18 protein-coding genes are annotated in these 20,047 nt (G+C 66.3%); 11 read left to right on the top strand and 7 right to left on the bottom strand.

Annotated features, from left to right (window positions below; translation table 11 throughout):
* Positions 1 to 48: 48 nt before the first annotated feature.
* The 3 genes from VL752_RS06930 to VL752_RS06920 form a co-directional block, all read right to left on the bottom strand.
* Positions 49 to 594 carry a hypothetical protein gene (locus VL752_RS06930; protein ID WP_325353505.1) on the bottom strand — a complete coding sequence of 182 codons (546 nt, stop codon included), beginning with the start codon at positions 592 to 594 and terminating at the stop codon, positions 49 to 51.
* Between the two features lie 3 nt (positions 595 to 597).
* Positions 598 to 1,491, bottom strand: coding sequence for a rod shape-determining protein MreC (gene mreC, locus VL752_RS06925; RefSeq protein WP_325353503.1), 894 nt, complete (start codon positions 1,489 to 1,491; stop codon positions 598 to 600).
* Between the two features lie 139 nt (positions 1,492 to 1,630).
* Positions 1,631 to 2,674, bottom strand: a complete 1,044-nt coding sequence (locus VL752_RS06920) for a rod shape-determining protein (protein WP_325353501.1) — start codon at positions 2,672 to 2,674, stop codon at positions 1,631 to 1,633.
* A gap of 204 nt (positions 2,675 to 2,878) precedes the next feature.
* Here VL752_RS06920 and scpB point away from each other — a divergent pair, with 204 nt between their 5' ends.
* From scpB to serS, 4 genes are all read left to right on the top strand, one after another.
* Positions 2,879 to 3,583 carry an SMC-Scp complex subunit ScpB gene (scpB, locus tag VL752_RS06915; protein ID WP_325353499.1) on the top strand — a complete coding sequence of 235 codons (705 nt, stop codon included), beginning with the start codon at positions 2,879 to 2,881 and terminating at the stop codon, positions 3,581 to 3,583.
* Positions 3,584 to 3,643: 60 nt separating this feature from the next.
* On the top strand, positions 3,644 to 4,150 hold the full coding sequence (locus VL752_RS06910; RefSeq protein ID WP_325353497.1) for a twin-arginine translocase subunit TatB: 507 nt from the start codon (positions 3,644 to 3,646) through the stop codon (positions 4,148 to 4,150).
* A 77-nt stretch (positions 4,151 to 4,227) separates the two neighbouring features.
* Positions 4,228 to 4,977 carry a twin-arginine translocase subunit TatC gene (gene tatC / locus VL752_RS06905; protein WP_325353635.1) on the top strand — a complete coding sequence of 250 codons (750 nt, stop codon included), beginning with the start codon at positions 4,228 to 4,230 and terminating at the stop codon, positions 4,975 to 4,977.
* A gap of 44 nt (positions 4,978 to 5,021) precedes the next feature.
* Positions 5,022 to 6,296, top strand: coding sequence for a serine--tRNA ligase (gene serS, locus VL752_RS06900; RefSeq protein WP_325353495.1), 1,275 nt, complete (start codon positions 5,022 to 5,024; stop codon positions 6,294 to 6,296).
* 12 nt (positions 6,297 to 6,308) lie between these two features.
* Here the strand turns inward: serS and VL752_RS06895 are convergent, their stop codons facing one another.
* On the bottom strand, positions 6,309 to 7,106 hold the full coding sequence (locus tag VL752_RS06895; RefSeq protein ID WP_408863069.1) for a sulfite exporter TauE/SafE family protein: 798 nt from the start codon (positions 7,104 to 7,106) through the stop codon (positions 6,309 to 6,311).
* A gap of 253 nt (positions 7,107 to 7,359) precedes the next feature.
* Between VL752_RS06895 and VL752_RS06890 the strand changes: the two genes are divergently transcribed.
* From VL752_RS06890 to VL752_RS06880, 3 genes are all read left to right on the top strand, one after another.
* Complete coding sequence (locus VL752_RS06890) at positions 7,360 to 8,355, top strand: SDR family oxidoreductase (protein WP_325353493.1); 996 nt, start codon at positions 7,360 to 7,362, stop codon at positions 8,353 to 8,355.
* A 91-nt stretch (positions 8,356 to 8,446) separates the two neighbouring features.
* Complete coding sequence (locus VL752_RS06885; RefSeq protein ID WP_325353491.1) at positions 8,447 to 10,030, top strand: AAA family ATPase; 1,584 nt, start codon at positions 8,447 to 8,449, stop codon at positions 10,028 to 10,030.
* Positions 10,031 to 10,105: 75 nt separating this feature from the next.
* Entirely contained in the window at positions 10,106 to 10,570 is a 465-nt protein-coding gene (locus VL752_RS06880) for a CBS domain-containing protein (RefSeq protein WP_325353489.1), read from the top strand.
* Positions 10,571 to 10,580: 10 nt separating this feature from the next.
* Here VL752_RS06880 and VL752_RS06875 read toward each other — a convergent pair whose 3' ends face one another.
* Both VL752_RS06875 and VL752_RS06870 read right to left on the bottom strand, forming a co-directional pair.
* Positions 10,581 to 12,311 carry an HAD hydrolase family protein gene (locus VL752_RS06875; protein ID WP_325353487.1) on the bottom strand — a complete coding sequence of 577 codons (1,731 nt, stop codon included), beginning with the start codon at positions 12,309 to 12,311 and terminating at the stop codon, positions 10,581 to 10,583.
* Between the two features lie 13 nt (positions 12,312 to 12,324).
* Positions 12,325 to 13,155 (bottom strand): universal stress protein, encoded by an 831-nt coding sequence (locus tag VL752_RS06870; protein ID WP_325353485.1) that lies wholly within the window; start codon positions 13,153 to 13,155, stop codon positions 12,325 to 12,327.
* A 243-nt stretch (positions 13,156 to 13,398) separates the two neighbouring features.
* Between VL752_RS06870 and VL752_RS06865 the strand changes: the two genes are divergently transcribed.
* The 3 genes from VL752_RS06865 to VL752_RS06855 are packed head-to-tail and all read left to right on the top strand — an operon-like array spanning position 13,399 to position 17,069.
* Positions 13,399 to 15,069 (top strand): SulP family inorganic anion transporter, encoded by a 1,671-nt coding sequence (locus tag VL752_RS06865; RefSeq protein ID WP_325353483.1) that lies wholly within the window; start codon positions 13,399 to 13,401, stop codon positions 15,067 to 15,069.
* A 57-nt stretch (positions 15,070 to 15,126) separates the two neighbouring features.
* A complete protein-coding gene (locus tag VL752_RS06860; RefSeq protein WP_325353481.1) occupies positions 15,127 to 15,591 on the top strand; it encodes a hypothetical protein in 465 nt (154 codons plus the stop codon).
* Positions 15,591 to 17,069 (top strand): diguanylate cyclase domain-containing protein, encoded by a 1,479-nt coding sequence (locus VL752_RS06855; RefSeq protein ID WP_325353631.1) that lies wholly within the window; start codon positions 15,591 to 15,593, stop codon positions 17,067 to 17,069. The genes VL752_RS06860 and VL752_RS06855 overlap by 1 nt, the downstream gene beginning before the upstream one ends.
* A gap of 78 nt (positions 17,070 to 17,147) precedes the next feature.
* On the opposite strand, the gene VL752_RS06850 is transcribed toward VL752_RS06855, so the two are convergent.
* Entirely contained in the window at positions 17,148 to 18,806 is a 1,659-nt protein-coding gene (locus VL752_RS06850) for a dihydroxyacetone kinase subunit DhaK (RefSeq protein ID WP_325353479.1), read from the bottom strand.
* 244 nt (positions 18,807 to 19,050) lie between these two features.
* On the opposite strand from VL752_RS06850, the gene VL752_RS06845 reads away from it, so the two are divergent.
* Positions 19,051 to 19,947, top strand: a complete 897-nt coding sequence (locus VL752_RS06845) for an SDR family oxidoreductase (RefSeq protein ID WP_325353477.1) — start codon at positions 19,051 to 19,053, stop codon at positions 19,945 to 19,947.
* Positions 19,948 to 20,047 lie beyond the last annotated feature (100 nt).

Raw genomic sequence — 20,047 nt, 5'->3', positions numbered from 1 at the left:
TCATACCAGCCTTGGGCGGCATCGCACGTGTTTCTTTGTTAAGGCGCATCACACCCGCTCCGGTGCTGCAATGGTCCGGTGCGCCCGGCTGAAGATCATGGCGAGCAATGGATAAAGTCCGGCGGCGAGCAGGAACTGGGTGATTGCGGCGATCGGCGGATACAGGGTCCATTCCATGCCGCAGGCCAGCCCCCATTGCAGCAGGGCCGCGACGGCCGCTACCGCGATGAAGACCAGCCAGACAAAGAGGAAGCCCTTGAGCGGCAGGTAGCGGCGTGTCCGCACCACGAGCAGCTGGGTCAGAAGAAGGACGAGGACGTTGCTACCGAGCGGCATCTCGCCCAGCAGGTCGGCGAGCAGGCCGATGAGGAAGACGAGGGGCGGGGCGACCGAGGCCGGGCGGAACAGCGTCCAGAAGAAGACGGCGGCCAAGGTGAAGCCGGGCAGCAGCTCCGCTTGGCCGGGAATGCCGAAACGAGCCGAGAGCAGGACCATGCCGATGACCGTGGTGCCGATGGGGAAGCCGCTGCGCGCGGCCCTGTCCAGACGCTGGCCCCAGCCGCGCCGCGGCCGAATGCCTGGCGTTTTCTCCACGGTTTAGCGGGCCCGCGGATTCAGCGTCGATGGAGGTGGTCTCTGCATCAGCTTGCGTCCGGGTGGCGCCTCCGGCGCATCCACTCCCGTGTCGTCATAATTGAACAGCCGAACCATCGAGAGATGGTTCAGGTCGGCCACCGGATAGACCTGGGGCACATGATCGGCGTTGTAGTGCACGGTGCCAAGCGGCAGTCCGGCCGGGAAGGCGCCGATGGAGGCGCTGGTCATCACGCGCTCGCCATCGACTGGCGCCTGGCCCTCCGGCCAGTAGCGCAACACGGGCAGGGCCTCGTTCGTGCCCTCCATGATGGCATGGCCGCCGCTGCTTTCCAGGATCACCGGGATGCGGCTGTTGATGTCGGTGATGAGCAGCACCCGCGCGCTACGGTCGCCCACTTCCGTGACACGGCCGACCACGCCGCGCTCGTCCATCGCGATCTCGCCCTTCACCACCTGATGGGGCGGGGTCACGGCGAGCAGCACGGAGCGGGCATAGATGCCACCCGAATCAGCCACCACCGGCGCTGTCGTGAAAGCGGGAGCGGCCGGCGGCATCCAGTTGAGTTCCGCCTTGAATTCCTCGTTCTGCGCCTCGAGGGCGAGGGCGGCAGTCTGCCAGCGGCGGAGCTTCTCGTTCTCGGCCCGGAGCCGGGCATTTTCCGCCCGGATGTCCCAGATCTGGACCATATCGGCGCCGACGCTGCGCACCTGGGCCAGCGGCTGGGCCATGGCCGAATAGATCGGCGAAAGCATGTCCGCCAGCGCAACCCGCACCTCGACCGCCAGCACCGCGTCCGCCTTGCCGATCAGCATGAGACCAAAGGCCGCCGCGATCAGCACCGGAAGCGAGAGTTTTTCCAGGGCCTGTCGGACGGGTATGGAGAGCCTAATCACCGTGTCCGGATCTCCGATATGAGCCTCAGCGAAGATGGGGCCCTATACAGGGGGCTGCTGCGATAATCGAATCTTAACACGCATGCGTGCGCGTACCCGATCGCGGCCGCCCTACCTTGATCTCATCTGCGCCGGTTTCTCAATACATCGAGGTCAGCACATTCTGCAGGCGCTTCATTTCTTCGAGCGCGCGGCCCGTGCCCAGCGCCACGCATTGCAGCGGCTCCTCCGCCACCACGACCGGCAGGCCGGTCTCGTCCCGCAGCACCTGGTCCAGCCGGTGCAGCAGCGCGCCGCCGCCGGTGAGCACGATGCCCTTGTCCACGATATCCGCGGCGAGTTCAGGAGGCGTGTTCTCGAGCGCGACCTTGACGGCTTCCACGATGGCGCTGACGGGCTCGGCCAGGCTTTCCGCGATCTGGCGCTGGCTGACCATGACCTCGCGCGGGACGCCGTGCATGAGGTCGCGGCCCTTCACCTCGCGCCAGGGACCGTCGATGCCCGGGGCCTCGGTCATGGCCGCACCGATATCCATCTTGATGCGTTCGGCCGTGCTCTCACCGATCAGAAGGTTATGGTGGCGGCGGATATAGCTGATGACAGCCTCGTCCATCTTGTCGCCGCCGGTGCGCACGCTGCGCGCATAGACGATGCCGCCGAGCGAGATCACGGCAACTTCCGTCGTGCCACCGCCGATATCGACGATCATGCTGCCCGAGGGCTCAGTGACGGGGAGGCCCGCGCCGATCGCAGCCGCCATCGGCTCCTCGATCAGCAGCACCTTGCGCGCGCCGGCGCTCTCGGCACTCTCCTGGATCGCCCGGCGCTCAACCGCGGTGGAGCCGGAGGGCACGCAGACGATGATCAGCGGGCTCGCGAAGCCGCGGCGGTGATGCACCTTGCGGATGAAGTGCTTGATCATCTCCTCGGCGATCTCGAAATCGGCGATGACACCATCGCGCATGGGGCGGATGGCGGAGATATTACCCGGTGTCCGGCCCAGCATGCTCTTGGCCTCTTCACCCACCGCCAGCACCTGCTTCTTGCCGCGCACATCGGCGATGGCGACGACGGAGGGCTCGTTCAGCACGATCCCGCGGCCCTTGACGTAGACGAGGGTATTCGCCGTGCCGAGGTCGATCGCCATGTCGGCGGACATCATTCCGAGAATGCGAGAAAACATAAAGGTTCAACCTTCCACGCGCGCAGCAACGCCGGGGGCTTACCCGCGCGGTTCGGCCACCACAAGAGGGAGAAGCGGCAACTTCCGTTTGTGTATCGCATTTCTGCATCGCCCAGGCTGGCGCTGGGGGCGCTCCATCGGCTAGCTAGCCGGGTTCGAGGGCCGCCCTGCGGCCGGATACCCGCAATCCATAGACGGAAGACCATGAGTGTATCCGACGAATCCCTCCGGCTTGCCGAAGCCCTGATCTTCGCATCGGCGGCGCCGGTCGCGCTGCGGGTGCTGAAGCCGCTCCTGCCCGAGGAAGAATCAGTGGAGGCGGTCGTCGAGGCGTTGCGCGCGCGTTACGCCGGCCGTGGCGTGGAACTGGCCGAGGTCGGGGGCGGGCTGCAGTTCCGCACGGCGCCCGACCTCGCCCCCCGCCTTACCCGCGTTATCGAGGTGCCGCGCCGCTTGCCGCGTGTCGCCATGGAAACGCTCGCCATCATTGCCTATCGCCAGCCCGTGACGAGAGGCGAGATCGAGGAGGTGCGCGGCACCGCGCTGTCCCAGAACACGCTGGACGCGCTGCTGGAGGGCGAGCTGATTGCCCCGTGTGGCCGCAAGGACAGCCCAGGACGGCCGACGCTGTGGGCCACGACGCCGAATTTCCTTGCCAAATTCGGACTGAAATCACTCTCCGACCTGCCGCGCCGGGAAGATCTCATCAACGACAACTCTGCGATGGGCGACCTGCCGCCCGACGCCATGACGCTGCCGCCTGAGCCGGAGGAGGCGGCGGCGGTTGAGACGGAGGAGGTCTCAAGACAGACCGAGGGCGCGACCGGTGTCATTTCGGAGGGGCAGGCGGATGGTGACGATTCCGCGCCTGAGACCGAACCCGATCCCCCGCCACCCATGGCGTCTTGAGCGAGAGTTTCCCTGCCCGCCAATCCCTGCTAACGCTCCCGGGAGGAGCAAGCGCCAGCCATGTTCGATTTCCTGTCCTGGGCCCATATCGCCGTGATCGCGGCGGCTGCGCTGATCTTCATCGGCCCAAAAGACATGCCGGTGGCGATCCGCTCCATTACGACCATGCTCAAGAAGGCCCGCAAGATGGCGGGCGAATTCCAGGGCCAGATGGACGATATCGTTCGCGAGGCCAATCTTCACGAGGTGCGCGACAGCATCAACGAGCTGCGCGGGGGCTTGGACGTGCGCAAGCAGCTCGGGCGCATGATCGACCCGGACAACACGATCCGCTCTGCCTTCGAAGACCCGATGGCGGGCGCCAACAGTGGCGCCAGTTCGGTATCGGCGGACCCGACCGCGATCGAGACCGTCGCCGTCGGTGAATTCCCCGAATACCGGATCGACCGACCGGAGGATCTGGAGCCTGCCTTGACTGAGGGCCCGACCCGTCCATCCTTCGTGCCTCCGACGCTCAGCTTGACGGGGGGCCGTCCTGCCTTCATCCCACCCGGCATCCGCCGCTAACGGCACCAACCGACTGAGAGATACCGAGGCAGCCTGACGTGGCGCGCGACGAGAACGACGTAATCGAAGACAAGCCGATGCCCCTGCTGGAGCATCTGGCGGAACTCCGCCGGCGCCTGCTGTGGTCGGGGGCGGGTTTCCTTGTCGCGTTCCTGGCCTGCTATCATTTCTCGTTCCAGATCTACTCCTTCATCGCCCATCCGCTGGTGGAGGTGCTGAAGAGCCGCGGCGAAGTGCCGCGCCTGATCTACACGCAGCTTTACGAAGCTTTCTTCACCTACATTAAGGTGTCGGTTTACGCGGCGCTCTTCATCGCCTTTCCGATCATCTCCTCCCAGATTTGGCTTTTCATCGCGCCCGGCCTCTATCGCAGCGAGAAGCGGGCGTTGCTGCCCTTCATCCTGGCGACGCCTGTGCTCTTTCTGGCAGGCGCGGCGCTCGCCTATTACTTCATCTTTCCCATCGCCTTCGGCTTTTTCCTGAGCTTCCAGACGCCCACCAGCCACCCGGCGGCGGACGGCATGCAAATCGAGCTGATGGCGCGGGTATCCGACTATCTCGGCCTCGTCATGAAGCTCGTCTTCGCCTTCGGCGTCGCCTTCGAGCTGCCAGTCGCCCTGACGCTCATGGGCAAGGTCGGCCTGTTGCGGGCGAAAACCCTCAAGCGCTATCGCCGCTACGCCTATGTCGGCTGTTTCGTCATCGCCGCGGTGCTAACGCCGCCCGACGTACTGACGCAGACCGGCCTCGCCGTGCCGCTGATCATGCTCTACGAGATTTCCATCCTCTGCGTCCGGCTGGTCGAGCCGAAGCTGGACGAGGAATGAGCGCGGGACCCTGCGCAAAGCCTGCGAGACCGAGAGCCTGAACCATGCATGACATCCGCGCCATCCGCGCCGAACCGCAAGCCTTTGACGCTGGCATGGCCCGGCGCGGGCTCAGCCCCCAGAGCGAGATGATCCTGGCGCTCGACGCGAGCCGGCGCGCAACACTCTCCTTGTTGCAGGAGAAGCAGGCGAAGCGGAACGAGCTGTCCCGCGATATCGGCCGTGCCAAGCGCGAAGGCGTCGATACCGCGAGCCTGGAGCTCACGGCGGTGACGCTGCGCAGCGAAATGGAACTGCTGCAGGGCCAGGCCGATCAGGCCGATGCCGATATCAAGGCGGCGCTGGAATCCCTCCCCAATCTCCTGGCGGATGACGTGCCCGAGGGCGCGGACGAGACCGCCAACCTTCAGCTCAAGGTTTGGGGTGAGGTGCCGCGCTTCGATTTTGCGCCGCGCCAGCATTTCGAGCTCGGCGAAGCGCTTGGGATGATGGATTTTGCGGCGGCAGCGAAGCTCGCCGGTGCCCGCTTCACGGTGCTGCGCGGCGCGCTCGCGCGGATGGAACGCGCCCTCGGCCAGTTCATGATCGACCTGCATACGGCCGAGCATGGCTATGAGGAAATGATCGTGCCGACGCTGGTGAACGATGCCGCGGTCTACGGCACGTCTCAATTGCCGAAATTCGCCGAAGATCTGTTTCGCACCACCGACGGGCGCTGGTTGATCCCGACGGCCGAGGTGCCGCTCACCAATATGGCGGCCGGCGAGATTACACCTGAGGCGCGGTTGCCCTGGCGCATGACGGCGCTGACGGACTGTTTCCGCAGCGAGGCGGGGTCCGCCGGGCGCGATACGCGCGGCATGCTGCGCCAGCACCAGTTCCGCAAGGTGGAAATGGTCTCCATCACCACGCCGGAGCAGAGCGCGGAGGAGCACGAGCGCATGACCCGCGCGGCCGAGACGGTGCTGGAGCGGCTCGGCCTCCCTTATCGCCGCATGCTGCTTTGCGCCGGTGACACCGGATTCGGCGCGACAAAAACCTTCGACCTCGAAGTCTGGCTGCCCGGCCAGGAGGCGTGGCGGGAGATCAGCTCCTGCTCCAACATGCGGGACTTCCAGGCCAGGCGCATGAATGCCCGCACCCGCGGCGCGGACGGCAAGAGCGCGGGTTTCGCCCATACGCTGAACGGCTCCGGCCTGGCGGTCGGCCGCACCCTCATTGCGGTGATGGAAAACTGCCAGCAGCCGGATGGCACGATCCGCGTGCCGGAAGCGCTGCGGCCCTATATGGGCGGGGTGGACGTCATCGCCGCTGCCTGACGGCCCCGGGCCTCAGGCCGTCAGCATCTTGATGCCGACGAGCAGCAGAACCGCGGCGAGGGCGAATTTGAGCACGGTTTCCGGCGCGCGGCGGGCACCGAGGCTGCCCAGGATGATGCCGGGGATCGAGCCGATCAGCAGCGATCCGAGCAGCGGCAGGTTCACCGCCCCCAAATACCAATGGCCGATGCCGGCGACGAGGGTCAGCGGCACAGCATGGGCGATATCGGACCCCACGATGCGCACCACGGGTAGGCGGGGATAGAGGAAAAAGAGCGCGATGGTGCCGAGCGCACCTGCGCCGACCGAGGAAATCGAGACCACCACGCCCACCACGAAGCCGACGAGAATGGTCAGCCAGAGCGAGGTATCCCGCCCGAAATCGGGATTGCGATCGAGCGCCAGTTGCAGCACGCGGTCCTTCAGCAGCAGCGATGCGGCGCTGAGCAGCAGTGCCACGCCGAGCACGAGAGAGATCGTGGCGGTGACCGCATGGCTCGTCGTGCCGAAATGGGCCATCACGACGAGGGTGAGGATGGTGGCGGGGATCGACCCTGAGGCGAGAAGCCCGACGATCCGCCAGTCCACCGACTTGCCGGCATTGTGGACGGAGGTGCCAACCGTCTTGGTTGCGGCGGCGAAGAGCAGGTCGGTGCCGACGGCGGTGGAGGGGTGGAAGCCGAAGACGAGAACCAGGAGCGGGGTCATCAGCGATCCGCCGCCGACGCCCGTCAATCCGACCAATATGCCAACCAGCAGGCCGGACAGAATATAGGCGGGCGAAAGAGCCGCATGGCCCACGGCCATCATCGCACAACCTCTCTGTTTCAACGTTTATAGCGTGATGACGTCGTGCAACGTCAATCATCGTGCCCAGTATCGTGAAACCGCCCTGTCGCGCCCTTGTGAATGGTCCCGCCACGGCCGATCGCCATGTGCCGTGCAAGCGGGCGGGCCCGGGGCCGATGCCCGTACCACCGGATGCCGTCGCGGCAGCGCCTCGGCCTTCGGACGAGCAGCGGCCTTCGGACGACCAAGGGCATTCATTCAAGCGAGGAACGAAATGGCAAAAATCGCAGTCGTTACGGGCGCAAGTGCCGGGGTGGGTCGGGCGACGGCGGAAGAATTCGCCCGTCACGGATACGATTTGGGGCTCATCGCTCGGGGTGAGGAGCGGCTGGAGAACACGGCTTCGGAACTCAGCCGGACCTACGGCATCCGCGCTTTGCCGTTGCGCTGCGATGTGGCAGACGCCGCCGCGGTGGAGCGCGCCGCGGACCGTGTAGAGGCCGAACTCGGACCGATCGACGTCTGGGTGAATGTCGCCATGGCAACCGTCTTCGCGCCCGTGTCCCGGCTCGACGCGGCGGAGATCGAGCGCGGCACGAAAGTCACCTATCTCGGGCAGGTGCATGGCATGATGGCGGCGCTTTCCCGCATGCGCTGGCGCAATCGCGGCACGATCGTCAACGTCGGCTCGGCGCTCGCCTATCGTTCCGTTCCGTTGCAGGCGGTTTATTGCGGCGCCAAGGCAGCGATCCGCGGCTTCGTGGATTCCCTGCGGTCGGAGATCATCCACGACAAGCTCGACATTCATCTGACGATGGTAGACTTGCCCGCGGTCAACACGCCGCAATTCGATTGGGCGGCGAATAAAATGGGCCGCAAGGCGCGGCCGGTGGCACCGATCTACCAGCCGGAAGTCCCCGCCCGCGCCATCTATTTCGCAGCGACCCACCGGCGGCGGGAGGTCTGGGTCGGCACGTCGACGATCAAGGCAATCCTCGGCAACCGTGTGGCGCCCGGCCTGCTCGACTGGTATCTCGCCCGCACCGCCTATAAGGGCCAGCTGCGAGACGAGCCCTCCTCGGGCAATAGCGAGGGCAATCTTTTCGAGCCCGTTGCAGGCGATTTCTCGGCCCACGGAGATTTCGACAAGCAATCCCGGAATCTCAGCGTGGAAATGTTCACGGACCGGCACAAGGCCGCCTTCTGGGTCGGCACCCTGGCGGCACTTGCCGTTGGTGGCGTCGCGCTGGGGCGCCGCTTGCGGGCCTGATCCCGGGCGCGCCGCTTGATTCCGATCAAGACCCTTCTGCAGGCCGGCGCTTAGGATGGCGGCGGCCAAGGTGCAGGGGCGGGAGACAAAGATGGCGGCGACGGGTGAGACCGGCCAGGCCGAAGTGCAGGAGAGGGTCTTCGCCCTGCTCGCGGATCCTCATACGCATGGGATGGCGGACATGGTCCGGCGCATCGATACCCATTGCGCGGCTGTCTTCCTGGCCGGACCCGCGGTCTATAAGGTCAAGCGCGCCGTCCAATACCCCTTTCTCGATTTCTCGACCCTGGAGAAGCGCCACCAGGCCTGTCTGGCGGAGCTCGCGGTCAACCATCGCAATGCGCCTGACCTCTACCTCGGCGTCATTCCCATCACCGAGCAGGACGGTGCGCTGCGTCTCGGTGGCGAAGGGAGCGTCGTCGAATGGGCGGTTCATCTCCGCCGCTTCGATGAAAACGCAACGCTCGACCGGCTGGCTGGCGAAGGGCGGCTTGGCGAGGGGCTGATCCAGTCGCTGGCGGATGCCGTGCTCTCCGCCCACACGCGCGCGCCGATTGTGGAGAATCCTGGCCACGCCGCGCATCTCCGCGCCATCCTCACCGATACGGTCGCGGAACTGCGGGCCGGGATCGGGCTTCTGGACCGCGATCATGTCGAAGGTTTCGCCGAGGCCGCAGGCATCGCTTTCGACACGGGGGCGCCGCTTCTGCTGCAACGCGCGGCCCAGGGATTTCTCCGTCGCTGCCATGGTGATCTGCATCTCGGCAATATCGCGCTGATCGACGCGGCGCCCGTGCTCTTCGATGCGATCGAATTCGACGACGCCATCGCGACCTGTGACATCCTTTACGATCTTGCCTTTCTGCTCATGGATCTGTGGGAGCGTGGGCTACGCGCGGAAGCCAGTTTTCTCTTTTGCCGCTACCTTGCGCGCAGCGAGGCGCCACTTGCGCAGATGGAGGGGCTGAGCGCGCTGCCCTTCTTTCTCGCTCTGCGCGCCGCGATACGCGCCAAGGTTCTGGTGGCCCAGAGCCGCCTGTCGGCGGCGGCGGACGCGAAGCAGGAGGATGCACGGCGCTATCTCGCCGCGGCGCTCGGCTTTCTGGCGCCCAGGCCCGCCATGCTCGTTGCGGTCGGCGGCTTCTCGGGTTCAGGCAAGACATCGCTTGCCCGCACCCTGGCGCCATATCTCGGCTCCGCACCCGGTGCCGTGCATCTGCGGAGCGACGTTCTTCGGAAAGCGATGCTTGACGTTGATGAAACGACCCCTCTCGAGGCGGTCTCCTACAGGCCGGAGGTGACCGCGCGACTGCGTGCGCTGATGGAGGCGCGCGCTCGCGCGGCTTTGCGCGCCGGATATTGCGTCATTCTCGACGCGACCCATCGGCACGAGCGGGAGCGGATGGAAGCGGAGGACCTGGCCGCGAGCCTTGGCCTGCCCTTCCTCGGTCTCTGGCTCGATGCGCCGCCCGAATTGCTTCGGCTGCGCATTGCGGCACGGCGCGGCGATGCGTCGGACGCGACGGCGGATGTGCTGGCAGCACAGCTGTCCGCCGGCACAGGCCATCTCCGTTGGCAGCGGCTGGACGCCGCACAGTCCATGGCTCACCTGGCCCGCGCCGCGCAGCAACTGGCCGAGGCCGCCATGGCATCGGGGGCCCCTCCGCGGCAATAACCCGCTTGCGGCAGATCAATGCTGAATGTTTGCGCGCCTTCTAGCCTGCCCTCAAGCCATGCAGCGGAGGCAGGAATGTCGATAAAAGCAGCGGATATCATGACCAGGGCGGTCGTGACGGCAAAGCCCGAGGATACGGTTCGGGTCGTCGCCAAGCGACTCGCCGAGCACGGGATCAGCGCGGTTCCGGTTTGCGATGACGCAGGGCATGTGGTCGGTATGGTGAGCGAAGGCGACCTTCTTCGCCCCTTCACCAAAAGCAAAATGCTCAAACGTGCCTGGTGGCTGGAACTTCTGGCCGAGGGCCAGGATTTGGCACCTGAATTCCAGGATTATCTGAGACTTGACGGCCGCCGCGCCCGGGACCTCATGACGACGCCTGTCGTGACGGCCACGGAGGGTGCGAGCTTGAACGAGCTCGCAGACCTTATCACGGAAAAGGAGGTCAAGCGTCTGCCGATCCTGCGTGACGGTGCCCTGGTCGGTATCGTCAGTCGGGCCGACGTGGTGCGGGCGCTGGCGCGGGGCGAGATGAGCTGAAGGCGCCCGATCAAACGATGGCGGCGCGCGTCACGGTCTCGCAGGGGGCTGCGTAGCGCTGCCAGATTGCCCGCTTGACTCTGCGCCGGCTGTCGCGCGCGCTGAGTTCCATGTCCTCGGCAATGCTGTCGGCTTCGAGCGCCAGTTCCTCATCCCTGATGACGTGGCGGAACCAGGCGGCATAGTCGCCGGCCCGCAGATGATACAGCCAGGTGGCGTCATCAATATCGTTGGAAATGTCTATGAAGTCGTAAAGGTTGCGTGCGGGCCGGTTGATGCAGTTGTCCCTGCCGCGGAAATAGAAACTATGCCAGGGGCCGACGTCGCCGGTCGCATATTTGCCGATGTGGCGGCGATGGTGCTGGCGCGGCGGCAGGGGATGGACCAGCGTCGGCGGTCTGCCGCTCGCCGGCTGCCAGAACAGAAGCTCGCCATGGGCCGGCACTGGCAGAGCGGGCGGCAAGGCGGTGCGCGTAATGTCCGCGAAGGCTGCAAGGAAGTGGGCGGGGCTCGGACCGAAGGCGAGCACGGTGCGGACCGATTTCAGAATTTCGACATCCAGCATTTCCGGATACATGGTCACGAAAAGCGCGTTCGGTGCGCCACTGGGCAGGGCGGTGGACGGACCGCCGCACCGCGCGGGCGCGATTTCATGAGCTTCGTCCAGCACCAGCCAATGGGGGCGCCCGGTTTCCTCCCGCAGCCTCGTCACGTCAGTCAACAGCCGGGCGAAGACGCGCCGCCGCTCGGCGAGGGTCAGCGCCTGCGTATTGATGACGAGATTGACACCCATGTTCCGCTCCAACCTGCCTGCATCGGCTACGTTCGGCGGCGCGACCGCGCTGCCTATGCAGACGGCATGCTGCAACTCGACATAGTCCCCCTCCGGATCCAGGACGCAGAAGCTCAACCCCTGATCGGCCATCTGCTCGGTAAGGGCGGTGGCGAGCGTCGACTTGCCGCATCCCGACGGCCCGACCAGCAGAACCTGCCCGTCGCCCGGGCCCAGGAGGCGGGGCGTGCCGTCACGGTCTCGGCCGATCATGATGCCGTGGCGACTGGGCGGGGCGAGGGCGTCATCTTCCGCCATGACCCGCTCGGCAAGCTCGGCCACGCCCGCGCCGTTGCGGCCGGTCAGAGTGATGTCGCAACTTTCCTTCAGGGGCGGCAGCGCATTGGCGACCGCCGCCGAAAGGCCGCAGACGGCAAGGAAGGAATGATCGTTTTCGGCATCCCCGACACCCACCGTGTTCTTGAGCGATATGCCGAGACCGCCGAGTGCCGTGGCAAGCCCGGTGGCTTTCGAAGTGCCGGGCCGCAGAACCATCACCGCCCCCTTGTTGAAAACAATCTGCATCTCGAGCCCGAGTTCATGGATGACCGAAAGCACGGTCCCCTCGTGCGGCTCCCACGTGGCGATAATGCCGCGCCCGACGGACATCGGCGTCACGCCACGTGCCTTCAGCCGGGCGACGAGACCCGCCGGCGGCGGCGGCACCAGCAAATGCTCGGCGCCGGTGTCGGGATGGTAGAGAAGGGCGCCGTTCTCGGCGACGATCACATCGAACAGCGAAAGGTCCGTGAACGCTGCCTTGAGATCAGGCATCTGCCGGCCCGTTACCATGATGATATGGCGCCCACTCGCCTTGAACCGCTGCAAGGCCGCGCGGGTCTCAGGTGTCACCACCCCATCATGGGCGAGGGTGCCATCATAATCGGTCGCGAGCGCCAGGAAATACATGGTCGCATCCCGGTCAATGGGACAGGATGGTGCACAGCTTGGCATGGGACAGCAAGGTGCGGGTCACGCCGCCGAAAATCCATTCCTGCATGCGGCTGTGGGCATAGGCGCCGGCGACCAGCAGGCTGGCCTTCTGCTCCGTGGCAATCTGTTGCAGTCGACCGCCATCGTCGCCAACCGAGGCGGCGGGGTACTGGCGGGCCTCGATGCCGTGCCGGGCGAGCCAGCCGGCAATGAGGCGAAGGCGCCGGCGTGCCTCCGGCAGCTGCGCCTCATGCACGATTTCGGTGACGGTCACCTGTCGGCATTTCCGCAACAGGGGCAGGCTGTCGGCCAGGGCCCGCCGCGCGGGTGCGGCGTCCTTCCAGGCAACAAGCGCATGGTTGAGATTGGTGGAGGCCCCCGTCGCAGGCACGAGCAGCACCGGCCGTCCGGCCTGCATGATGAGATCGCCTACCCGAAAGGCTGGCGGGGCATCGCTCAGGCCATGGGGGCTGTCGCTCGCGGTCATGACGAGGTCGCTCGCTCGGGCATGGTCGCCGATCGCCGTGGCGACATCGGCCGTGGTGACCTCGGCATGCCATGCGATGGTGGGCGCGTGACCCTGCAACGCTGCGCGGAATGCGGCCTCGGCCGTTGTCATCTGTTCCAGACGTAGACTGCGGTCTTCGACGGCGAGATCAGACGCGAGATAGGCTTCGCTGGCCGAGATGCGCAGCGGCTGCGCGAGCATGATGCCCTCGACATGGGCACCGAATCGCGCCGCCAGCGCGGCCGCCGCGTCAAGCAGGGGCCGATTGTCCTGGCCGGGTTGCAGAGCCAAGAGGATGGAGGTGAGCGACATTGAACGATCTCCGTGGCCTAAAGTCTGATCAATAGGCAGAGTGGGCGCTCTCCTAGCGTGGCAGGTCTGGCCGCCGCTGCATTGATCGGGATCAAGTCGGCCTTGGCCGGTGGCCTCCGCAAACCCGGAGTTTCCGGGCGCGGAACCATCCTGTATCACGACCCATGGTTCAGCGAGGGTCCTGGGCAGGGGAATCACGAAACGGTGTCTGGGGCGAGAACAGGGCGGGCGCCGCGGCGGCCGTTGGCGGGCGCGGTCTTCTTCGCGTCGTTGCGCGACTGGCGGCTTTCCTGGCTGCCGCACGATCTGGCGGCCGGGCTTTTGCTGACGGCGATCGCAGTGCCCGAGCAGGTGGCGACTGCGCGCCTCGCCGGCATGCCGGCCGAGGCTGGGCTGATCGCCTTCGTGGCCGCGACCGCAGGCTTCATTCTGCTCGGCCGCAACCGTTTCCTCTCGGTCGGTGCCGATTCGACCATTGCACCCATCTTCGCCGGCGGGCTCGCCGCCTTCGTCGCCTTCGGTGCGGCCGAGTATCAGATCCTCGTCACCATCCTGGCCCTCATGGTGGGGGCAATTCTCCTGCTTGCCGCAGCCCTCAAGGCAGGCTGGATCGCAGATCTCCTCTCGATCCCGGTGACCAACGGCTTCCTCGCCGGTATCGCGGTTCATATAGCGGTGGGGGAGTTGGCACCGCTCCTTGGCTTGGCTGGCTCGGGCGGTTCTCCGCTGGGGCAGGTCGGAGCGGTCATCGGCTCGCTCGGCGGCGTGAACCCCTATGCCCTGGCGATCGGGCTCGGCGCGGCTCTCGCAACCATTCTGACGGAGCGCTTCGCGCCGCACCTGCCCGGCGCGCTGATTGCCATCCTGCTCGGCAGTTTTTCGGTCAGTCTCTTCCATCTCGAGCACCATGGCGTCTCGATGATGGCGGCGCTGCCGGGCCTCGTGCTGTCTGTTCCCGCCTTTTCCGCGGTCGCGCCAGGGGATCTGATGCGCCTGCTGCCGCTCGCCGTTATCGTCGCCCTCGTCTGCATGATGCAGACCGCGACGGTAGTGCGCGCCTTTCCCGGCGATTCCGATCCCCTGGCGCCGATCGAGGGAGATTTCGCGGGCGTGGGCCTGGGCTGCGTGGCCGCGGGTCTCGCCGGTGCCTTCGCGGTGGATGCAAGCCCGCCGCGGACCGCGGCCATCGTCCAAGGGGGTGGCCGGTCGCAACTCGCCTCGCTCGTGTCGGCCGGTGTCGTGCTCCTCTTGCTTTTGGTTGGCGGGTCGCTCTTCCGTCTCGTGCCGCAACCTGCGCTCGCGGGGATCCTTATCGCCATCGCGGTGCGCCTGTTCCGGCTGCAGGAAATGGCGCGAATCTGGCGCCAGAACCGCCCGGAAATGGCACTCGTCCTCGCAAGCGCCGTGCTCGTCATCCTGCTGCCGATCGAATACGGCATGCTCTGCAGCATCGGCCTCTCCCTTGCGCAGAGCATCTACGGCATCGCCCGTCCGCGCTGCGTGGCCCTCGCCCGCGTGCCGGGAACGACGGTCTGGTGGCCGCCCGAGCCGGGCGAGGAGGGGGAGCGCCTGCCAGGCATCCTGGTTTTTGCCATCGGTGCACCGATCAATTTCACCAATGCGCTCTCCATCTGTCGCCAGCTGGAAGCGATGGTCGCGGCGGAGACCGTGCCGCTGCGCCGCATCGTTCTGGAGGCGAGCGGTGTGGTGGGCATCGACTATACCGGCGCCCGCATCCTCGGCGCTGCCATTCGCCGGTTGCGTGATCGCGGCATTCCTGTTGCCATGGCACGGCTTTCATCGGAAAAGGCCCGGGCGGTCGCGATACGCACTGGTCTTCTCGCCAGCCTTGGGACAGACGCGGTCTTCCATTCAGTGGAGGATGCGATCCAGGACGGGACGGCGGCCCGTTGAGGCGGCATCCGGCTCGGCTGGTGCATTGTGCGATCCAACTGGGTGGAAGGAGAAGGAATGCGGCTCAAGCCTGGGATCTGTCGTTTGCTCGTGACGCTGGCCATCTCCGGCGTCGCCGTGCAGCCGGCCGAGGCCGCACCGCTGCATAGTGGCGTGTGGAGGGGGGTCTATCAATGCGCCCAGGGCCTGACGGGGGCGATGCTCACGCTGACCGTGGCGCCGGACGGCACGGCCGCGGGGCTCTTCGAATTTTTCGCGATCAAGCAGAATCCGGGGGTTCCGCGCGGCTGTTTCGAAATGGCCGGGCGTTTAGACCAGGCCGGCCACCTCGCTTTGGCGCCGGGCGCGTGGCGGTTGCGGCCGCCGGGCTTCGTGACCGTCGGGCTCGACGGCCAGGCGATTGCGGGGGATCGGCTGGTGGGCGAGGTCCAGGGACCCGGCTGCGTGAACTTCGCGCTGCTGCCGGCCAAGCCGGGTTCACTGGACTCCGCGCCCTCCGCCTGTCTCGGGGCGATTTCGTGATGGACCGCGATGAGACGAAGGCAGCGGACGGGGAGGCCGCGCTGGCTGCCGGAATGTTCGACCTCGCACCGGTCTCCCTCTGGCTCGAGGACTATACGGGTCTCGACCGCATTTTCCGCGACCTCCGGGCCGCGGGCGTGTCCTCGCTCGCCGACTATCTGGAGGAGGACCCCGAGCGGGTGCGCGCCTGTGCCGCGAGCCTGCGCGTTCTCCGTGTCAATCCGCGCACCCTCGAGCTTTTCGAGGCCAAAGGTCTCGACGATCTCACCGGCAATCTCGATCGCGTCTTCCGCGCCGAATCGCTTGCGACCCACGCCCGGGAACTGGTCCAGCTTTGGGAAGGGAAAACTCGCTTCTTCAGCCAGACGGTGAACTATACGCTGTCGGGCAAGCGGCTCGATGTCGAGGTGACGGGCAATGTTTTGCCTGGGCATGAGGCCGATATGAGCCGCGTGCTCGTGGTCGTGCAGGATGTGACGGAGCGCGAGGCCGCCCGCCGCCGGCTGATGGAGAGCGAGCGCAATGCGCGCGGCCTCTTCGAGTTCTCGCCGGTCTCGCTCTGGGTTGAGGATTTCAGCACCATCCGCCGGTTGCTGCAGGAATTGCGGGATCGCGGCATCACCGATTTCCGCACCTTCCTCGATGTGCATGAGGAATTCATCCTCCGCTGCATGCACGAGATTCGCGTGCTGGACGTGAACGACTATACGCTGAAGCTCTTCCGGGCGCGGGACCGCGAGGCGCTGCTTGCAGGCACGGGGGAGATTTTTCGTGACCGGATGCGCCATCATTTCAAAGAGCAGCTTGTCGAGCTGTGGGATGGCAAGCTGCACCAGCAGCGGGAAGTGGTGAACTACACGCTGACCGGCGAAGAGCTGTATCTGCACCTCCAGTTCTCGACCATGCCGGGACATGAGGAGGACTGGACGCGGGTTTTGGTGGCGCTGACCGACATCACGGCCCGCAAAAAGGCCGAGGCCTATCTAGAATTCCTCGGCAAGCATGACGAGCTGACGAAGCTCTATAACCGCTCCTTCTATGCCGACGAGATCAACCGGCTGGACCGGCGCGGCCGCCACCCGGTTTCTGTCGTCATCATCGACCTCAACGGCCTGAAGGAGATCAACGACGCGCTCGGCCACCAGGCAGGGGACGCGTTGCTCCGCCGCATGGGCGAAGTACTCGGCAAGGCCGCCTCTGGCGGGCAGTTCGCCTGCCGCATCGGCGGCGATGAATTCGCGATCCTGTTGCCCGACACGGACGAGCGCGGCGCCGAAATGATGATCGTGCAACTTGAGGAACTGCTTGCAATCAACAATCAGTTCTATGGTACGCCGCTGACCGCGGCGATGGGCCACGCCACGGCGCGGGACGGCATGCGGCTTGAACTCGCCATCCGCCACGCGGACCGGGCGATGTACGAGGCGAAGAAGGCTTATTACCTCGACAACGCTGAGCCGCGCGGCGCCCGGCTCTGAGGCAGCCCCCGGCGGCGGAGCGAGGCTTGGCCCCTGCGCTCGTCGTGGGCTGTTCCCGGAGAAATAAAGAGCGCCGCCTTAGGACGACCTCGCGCCCTTGTCCGGAACATGCTGCGCCAGGGCCGCGAACATGCGCGCGACCAGTTCTGCCCCAGGGTCCTTGACGCCATCGAGCGAGCGCGCATCGAGATAGGCCGAGCGCCCCGCCTTGGCGCGCAGCATCGTCGCGGTGGCATCTGCGCCAGCCCGCGCACGGGCCGCTGCGGTGGCGAGACCTTCACCGGCCTGAAGGGCATCGAGCGCAGGCTTCAGCGCGTCCACGAGAGTGCGGTCGCCGGGCTCCGCGCCACCATAGGTCTGCACCGCCGCGAGGCCGGCGCCGAGTGCCGCACTCCAATCCGGTGCATCGCGATAGGCCTCGGCGGCACGCGCCAGGAAAATCGCAAAGAGCACGCCGCTTGATCCACCCATGGCATCGCGCTTGATGTCCCCCAACGCAGCGAGCAGGGATGCGCCATTGGCGAAGGGCAGGCGGTCGATCGACTGGCGCACCGCACGGGCGGCCGCCGCGAAGGTCGTGCCGGTATCACCGTCGCCGACCTGTGCGTCCAGCGCGTTGATATCCGCCTCAGCCCCGATCGCGCTTTCGACGAGCGTTTCCACGATGAGGCGCACAGCTGGGTTCGAGGATGGCGTATGCGCCTGAGCGCGTGCGATCGCCGGTGCCGCCACGGGGGCGGAGATTTCGATGGGAAGGAAGGGCGGCAAAGCAGGACAGCCGGTTTCTGCCAGCAGCGCCATCTCCAGTACCGGCGAGAGCTCGGCCAGGGAGAGGGAGAAGCCCGGCATGTCGAGTGCCGTCATCACGTTCGCAGGCCCCGCGACATAGGCGATGCGCGGGCCGAGGCTCGAGCGCATGACATCGTGCAGCAGCACGCCGCATTCGATCCCGGGCAAGCCGCCGAGATTGTTGAAGAGTAAAGCGTAGCGGGCCTGCGGCTTCAGCCTGCGCGCGAGCTTGGCCACGAGACTTTGGACCAGCGCTGCAGAGGTCGCGAAGCGCGCGACCTCGATCCCCGGTTCGCCATGAATGCCGAGGCCGATCTCCACCTCCTCCGGCGCGATGCGCTCCGCCTTCGGCACGCCCGGCACAGTGCAACTGTCCCGCGCCGCGCCGATCGTGACGATTCCGGGCAGCGCCTGACGGACGGTGGCCGCGATCTCCTCAAGCCCGCCGCCCTGTTCCGACAGATGGCCTGCGAGTTTGTGAACGAAGACGGTGCCGGCAACGCCCCTCGGCTGAGCTGCGTCCGGGATGGCGATATCGTCTGCGACGATGACCATCTCGACCTGCAGGCCGAGCCCTTTGGCTTTCTCCGCGGCGAGGCCGAAATTGAGCCGGTCCCCGGTATAGTTCTTGACGATGAGCAGACATCCCGCTGGGCCGGTGACGGCGATGATGGCCGCGAGCACGGCGTCGACGCTTGGTGAGGCGAAGACGTCGCCGCAGACCGCGGCCGTCAGCAGCGCCCGGCCCACGAGCCCGGCATGGGCGGGTTCATGCCCCGACCCGCCGCCTGAGACGACGGCGACTTTGGACTTGTCCCAGTCTCGTCGGAGGACCACGCGCGCGCGGGAGGCGGGATCGAAGCGCAGAAGGCGGCCGCCACTTGCGGCAATGAGGCCGTCGATCGCCTCCGAGACCATGTCTTCCCGTTCGTTATAGAAGCTGCGCATGGTGTGTCCGTTCCCTCGATGGTGGCGCGGTAGCGCAGGACGATGAGCGCTACGAAGTCCTCCCGGCCCGGCTTTTGTTCTTCTTCGGATCGCCCGAGCCGCTTGCCTGTCCTCGGAGGTTAGGGTGATCCGGGGGCTAAGCCAAGTAGCCAGCCGGGTAGTCTCCATACCGGTATAATGTCACTGATTTACCCGAATAGATCTCCGGCAGAAGATTGCTTCATCCAAATCGGAGACAGTTCTCATGCGTGTTTTTGTAACAGGCGCGACCGGGTTCATCGGCTCTGCCGTTGTGGCCGAGTTGATCGGCGCGGGCCACCAGGTGCTTGGTCTTTGCCGTTCCGACGCCAAGGCCGCAGCCTTGGCCGCCGCCGGGGCTGAGGTATTTTCCGGCTCTGTCGATGACCTCGACCGCATCGGCCAAGGCGCGGCGCAGGCGGACGGCGTCATCCATCTTGCCTTCAACCACGATTTTTCGACTTTCGCCGCGAATTGTGAGGATGACCGCCGGGTCATCGCCGCACTTGGCGCGGCCCTTGCTGGCACCGGTAAACCCCTCATCGTGACGTCGGGCACCGGCATGGCGAAGACCCTGCCCGGCCAGCCGGCGACGGAGGAGCAGGGGGCGATCAGCGCCGAGGTGATCCCCCGTGCGGCGTCCGAAGAGGCGGCAAACGCCGTGGCTGAAACGGGCGGCAATGTCTCCATCATGCGCCTGCCGCAGGTGCATGACCCGGTCAGGCAGGGCCTGGTTTCCTATGTGATCCCGGTGGCACGTGAGAAGGGCGTCTTCGCCTATGTCGGCAGCGGCACAACCCGCTGGCCTGCCGCGCATATTTCGGACGTCGCACGCCTCTACCGGCTCGCGATCGAGCGGGCGGCGCCGGGTGCGATCTACCACGCCGTCGCCGAGGAAGGGGTCTCGGCGCGGGACATCTGCGAGACGCTCGGCAAGCGCCTCAACCTTCCCGTCCGCTCCATCACCGCGGAGGAAGCGCCCGGCCATTTCGGCTGGCTTGCCATGTTCGTCTCCCACGACATGCCGGCATCGAGTGCGATCACGCGCGCCGTGCTCGGGTGGGCGCCGACGGGCCCGGATCTGCTCACCGATCTTGCGCGGCTGCAGCTCTCCGAGCCCTGAGAGGATGGCTTGATGCGGGCGGGCGCTCCTTCCAAGATCGCCCACGGCAGCTGGGCGGCGATTATGCCGCCCGCCCGGAGACATCAGCGATGACAGACGC

Origin of the sequence: Acidisoma sp., from assembly GCF_035492295.1 — a bacterium.
Classification (GTDB): domain Bacteria; phylum Pseudomonadota; class Alphaproteobacteria; order Acetobacterales; family Acetobacteraceae; genus Acidisoma.
The sequence above is the reverse complement of the archived record's forward strand: the minus strand, read 5'-3'. Positions and strand labels throughout refer to the sequence as shown.

Bases quoted from the DNA above. Each gene is read 5' to 3' on its own strand.
- VL752_RS06890 (WP_325353493.1), top strand. From the start codon at position 7,360: ATGGCAAAAATCGCAGTCGTTACGGGCGCAAGTGCCGGGGTGGGTCGG.
- tatC (WP_325353635.1), top strand. From the start codon at position 4,228: ATGCCCCTGCTGGAGCATCTGGCGGAACTCCGCCGGCGCCTGCTGTGG.
- VL752_RS06850 (WP_325353479.1), bottom strand. From the start codon at position 18,806: ATGCGCAGCTTCTATAACGAACGGGAAGACATGGTCTCGGAGGCGATC.
- VL752_RS06855 (WP_325353631.1), top strand. From the start codon at position 15,591: ATGGACCGCGATGAGACGAAGGCAGCGGACGGGGAGGCCGCGCTGGCT.
- serS (WP_325353495.1), top strand. From the start codon at position 5,022: ATGCATGACATCCGCGCCATCCGCGCCGAACCGCAAGCCTTTGACGCT.
- VL752_RS06920 (WP_325353501.1), bottom strand. From the start codon at position 2,674: ATGTTTTCTCGCATTCTCGGAATGATGTCCGCCGACATGGCGATCGAC.
- VL752_RS06870 (WP_325353485.1), bottom strand. From the start codon at position 13,155: ATGTCGCTCACCTCCATCCTCTTGGCTCTGCAACCCGGCCAGGACAAT.
- VL752_RS06860 (WP_325353481.1), top strand. From the start codon at position 15,127: ATGCGGCTCAAGCCTGGGATCTGTCGTTTGCTCGTGACGCTGGCCATC.
- VL752_RS06880 (WP_325353489.1), top strand. From the start codon at position 10,106: ATGTCGATAAAAGCAGCGGATATCATGACCAGGGCGGTCGTGACGGCA.
- VL752_RS06910 (WP_325353497.1), top strand. From the start codon at position 3,644: ATGTTCGATTTCCTGTCCTGGGCCCATATCGCCGTGATCGCGGCGGCT.
- VL752_RS06885 (WP_325353491.1), top strand. From the start codon at position 8,447: ATGGCGGCGACGGGTGAGACCGGCCAGGCCGAAGTGCAGGAGAGGGTC.
- VL752_RS06845 (WP_325353477.1), top strand. From the start codon at position 19,051: ATGCGTGTTTTTGTAACAGGCGCGACCGGGTTCATCGGCTCTGCCGTT.
- scpB (WP_325353499.1), top strand. From the start codon at position 2,879: ATGAGTGTATCCGACGAATCCCTCCGGCTTGCCGAAGCCCTGATCTTC.
- VL752_RS06875 (WP_325353487.1), bottom strand. From the start codon at position 12,311: ATGTATTTCCTGGCGCTCGCGACCGATTATGATGGCACCCTCGCCCAT.
- VL752_RS06895 (WP_408863069.1), bottom strand. From the start codon at position 7,106: ATGATGGCCGTGGGCCATGCGGCTCTTTCGCCCGCCTATATTCTGTCC.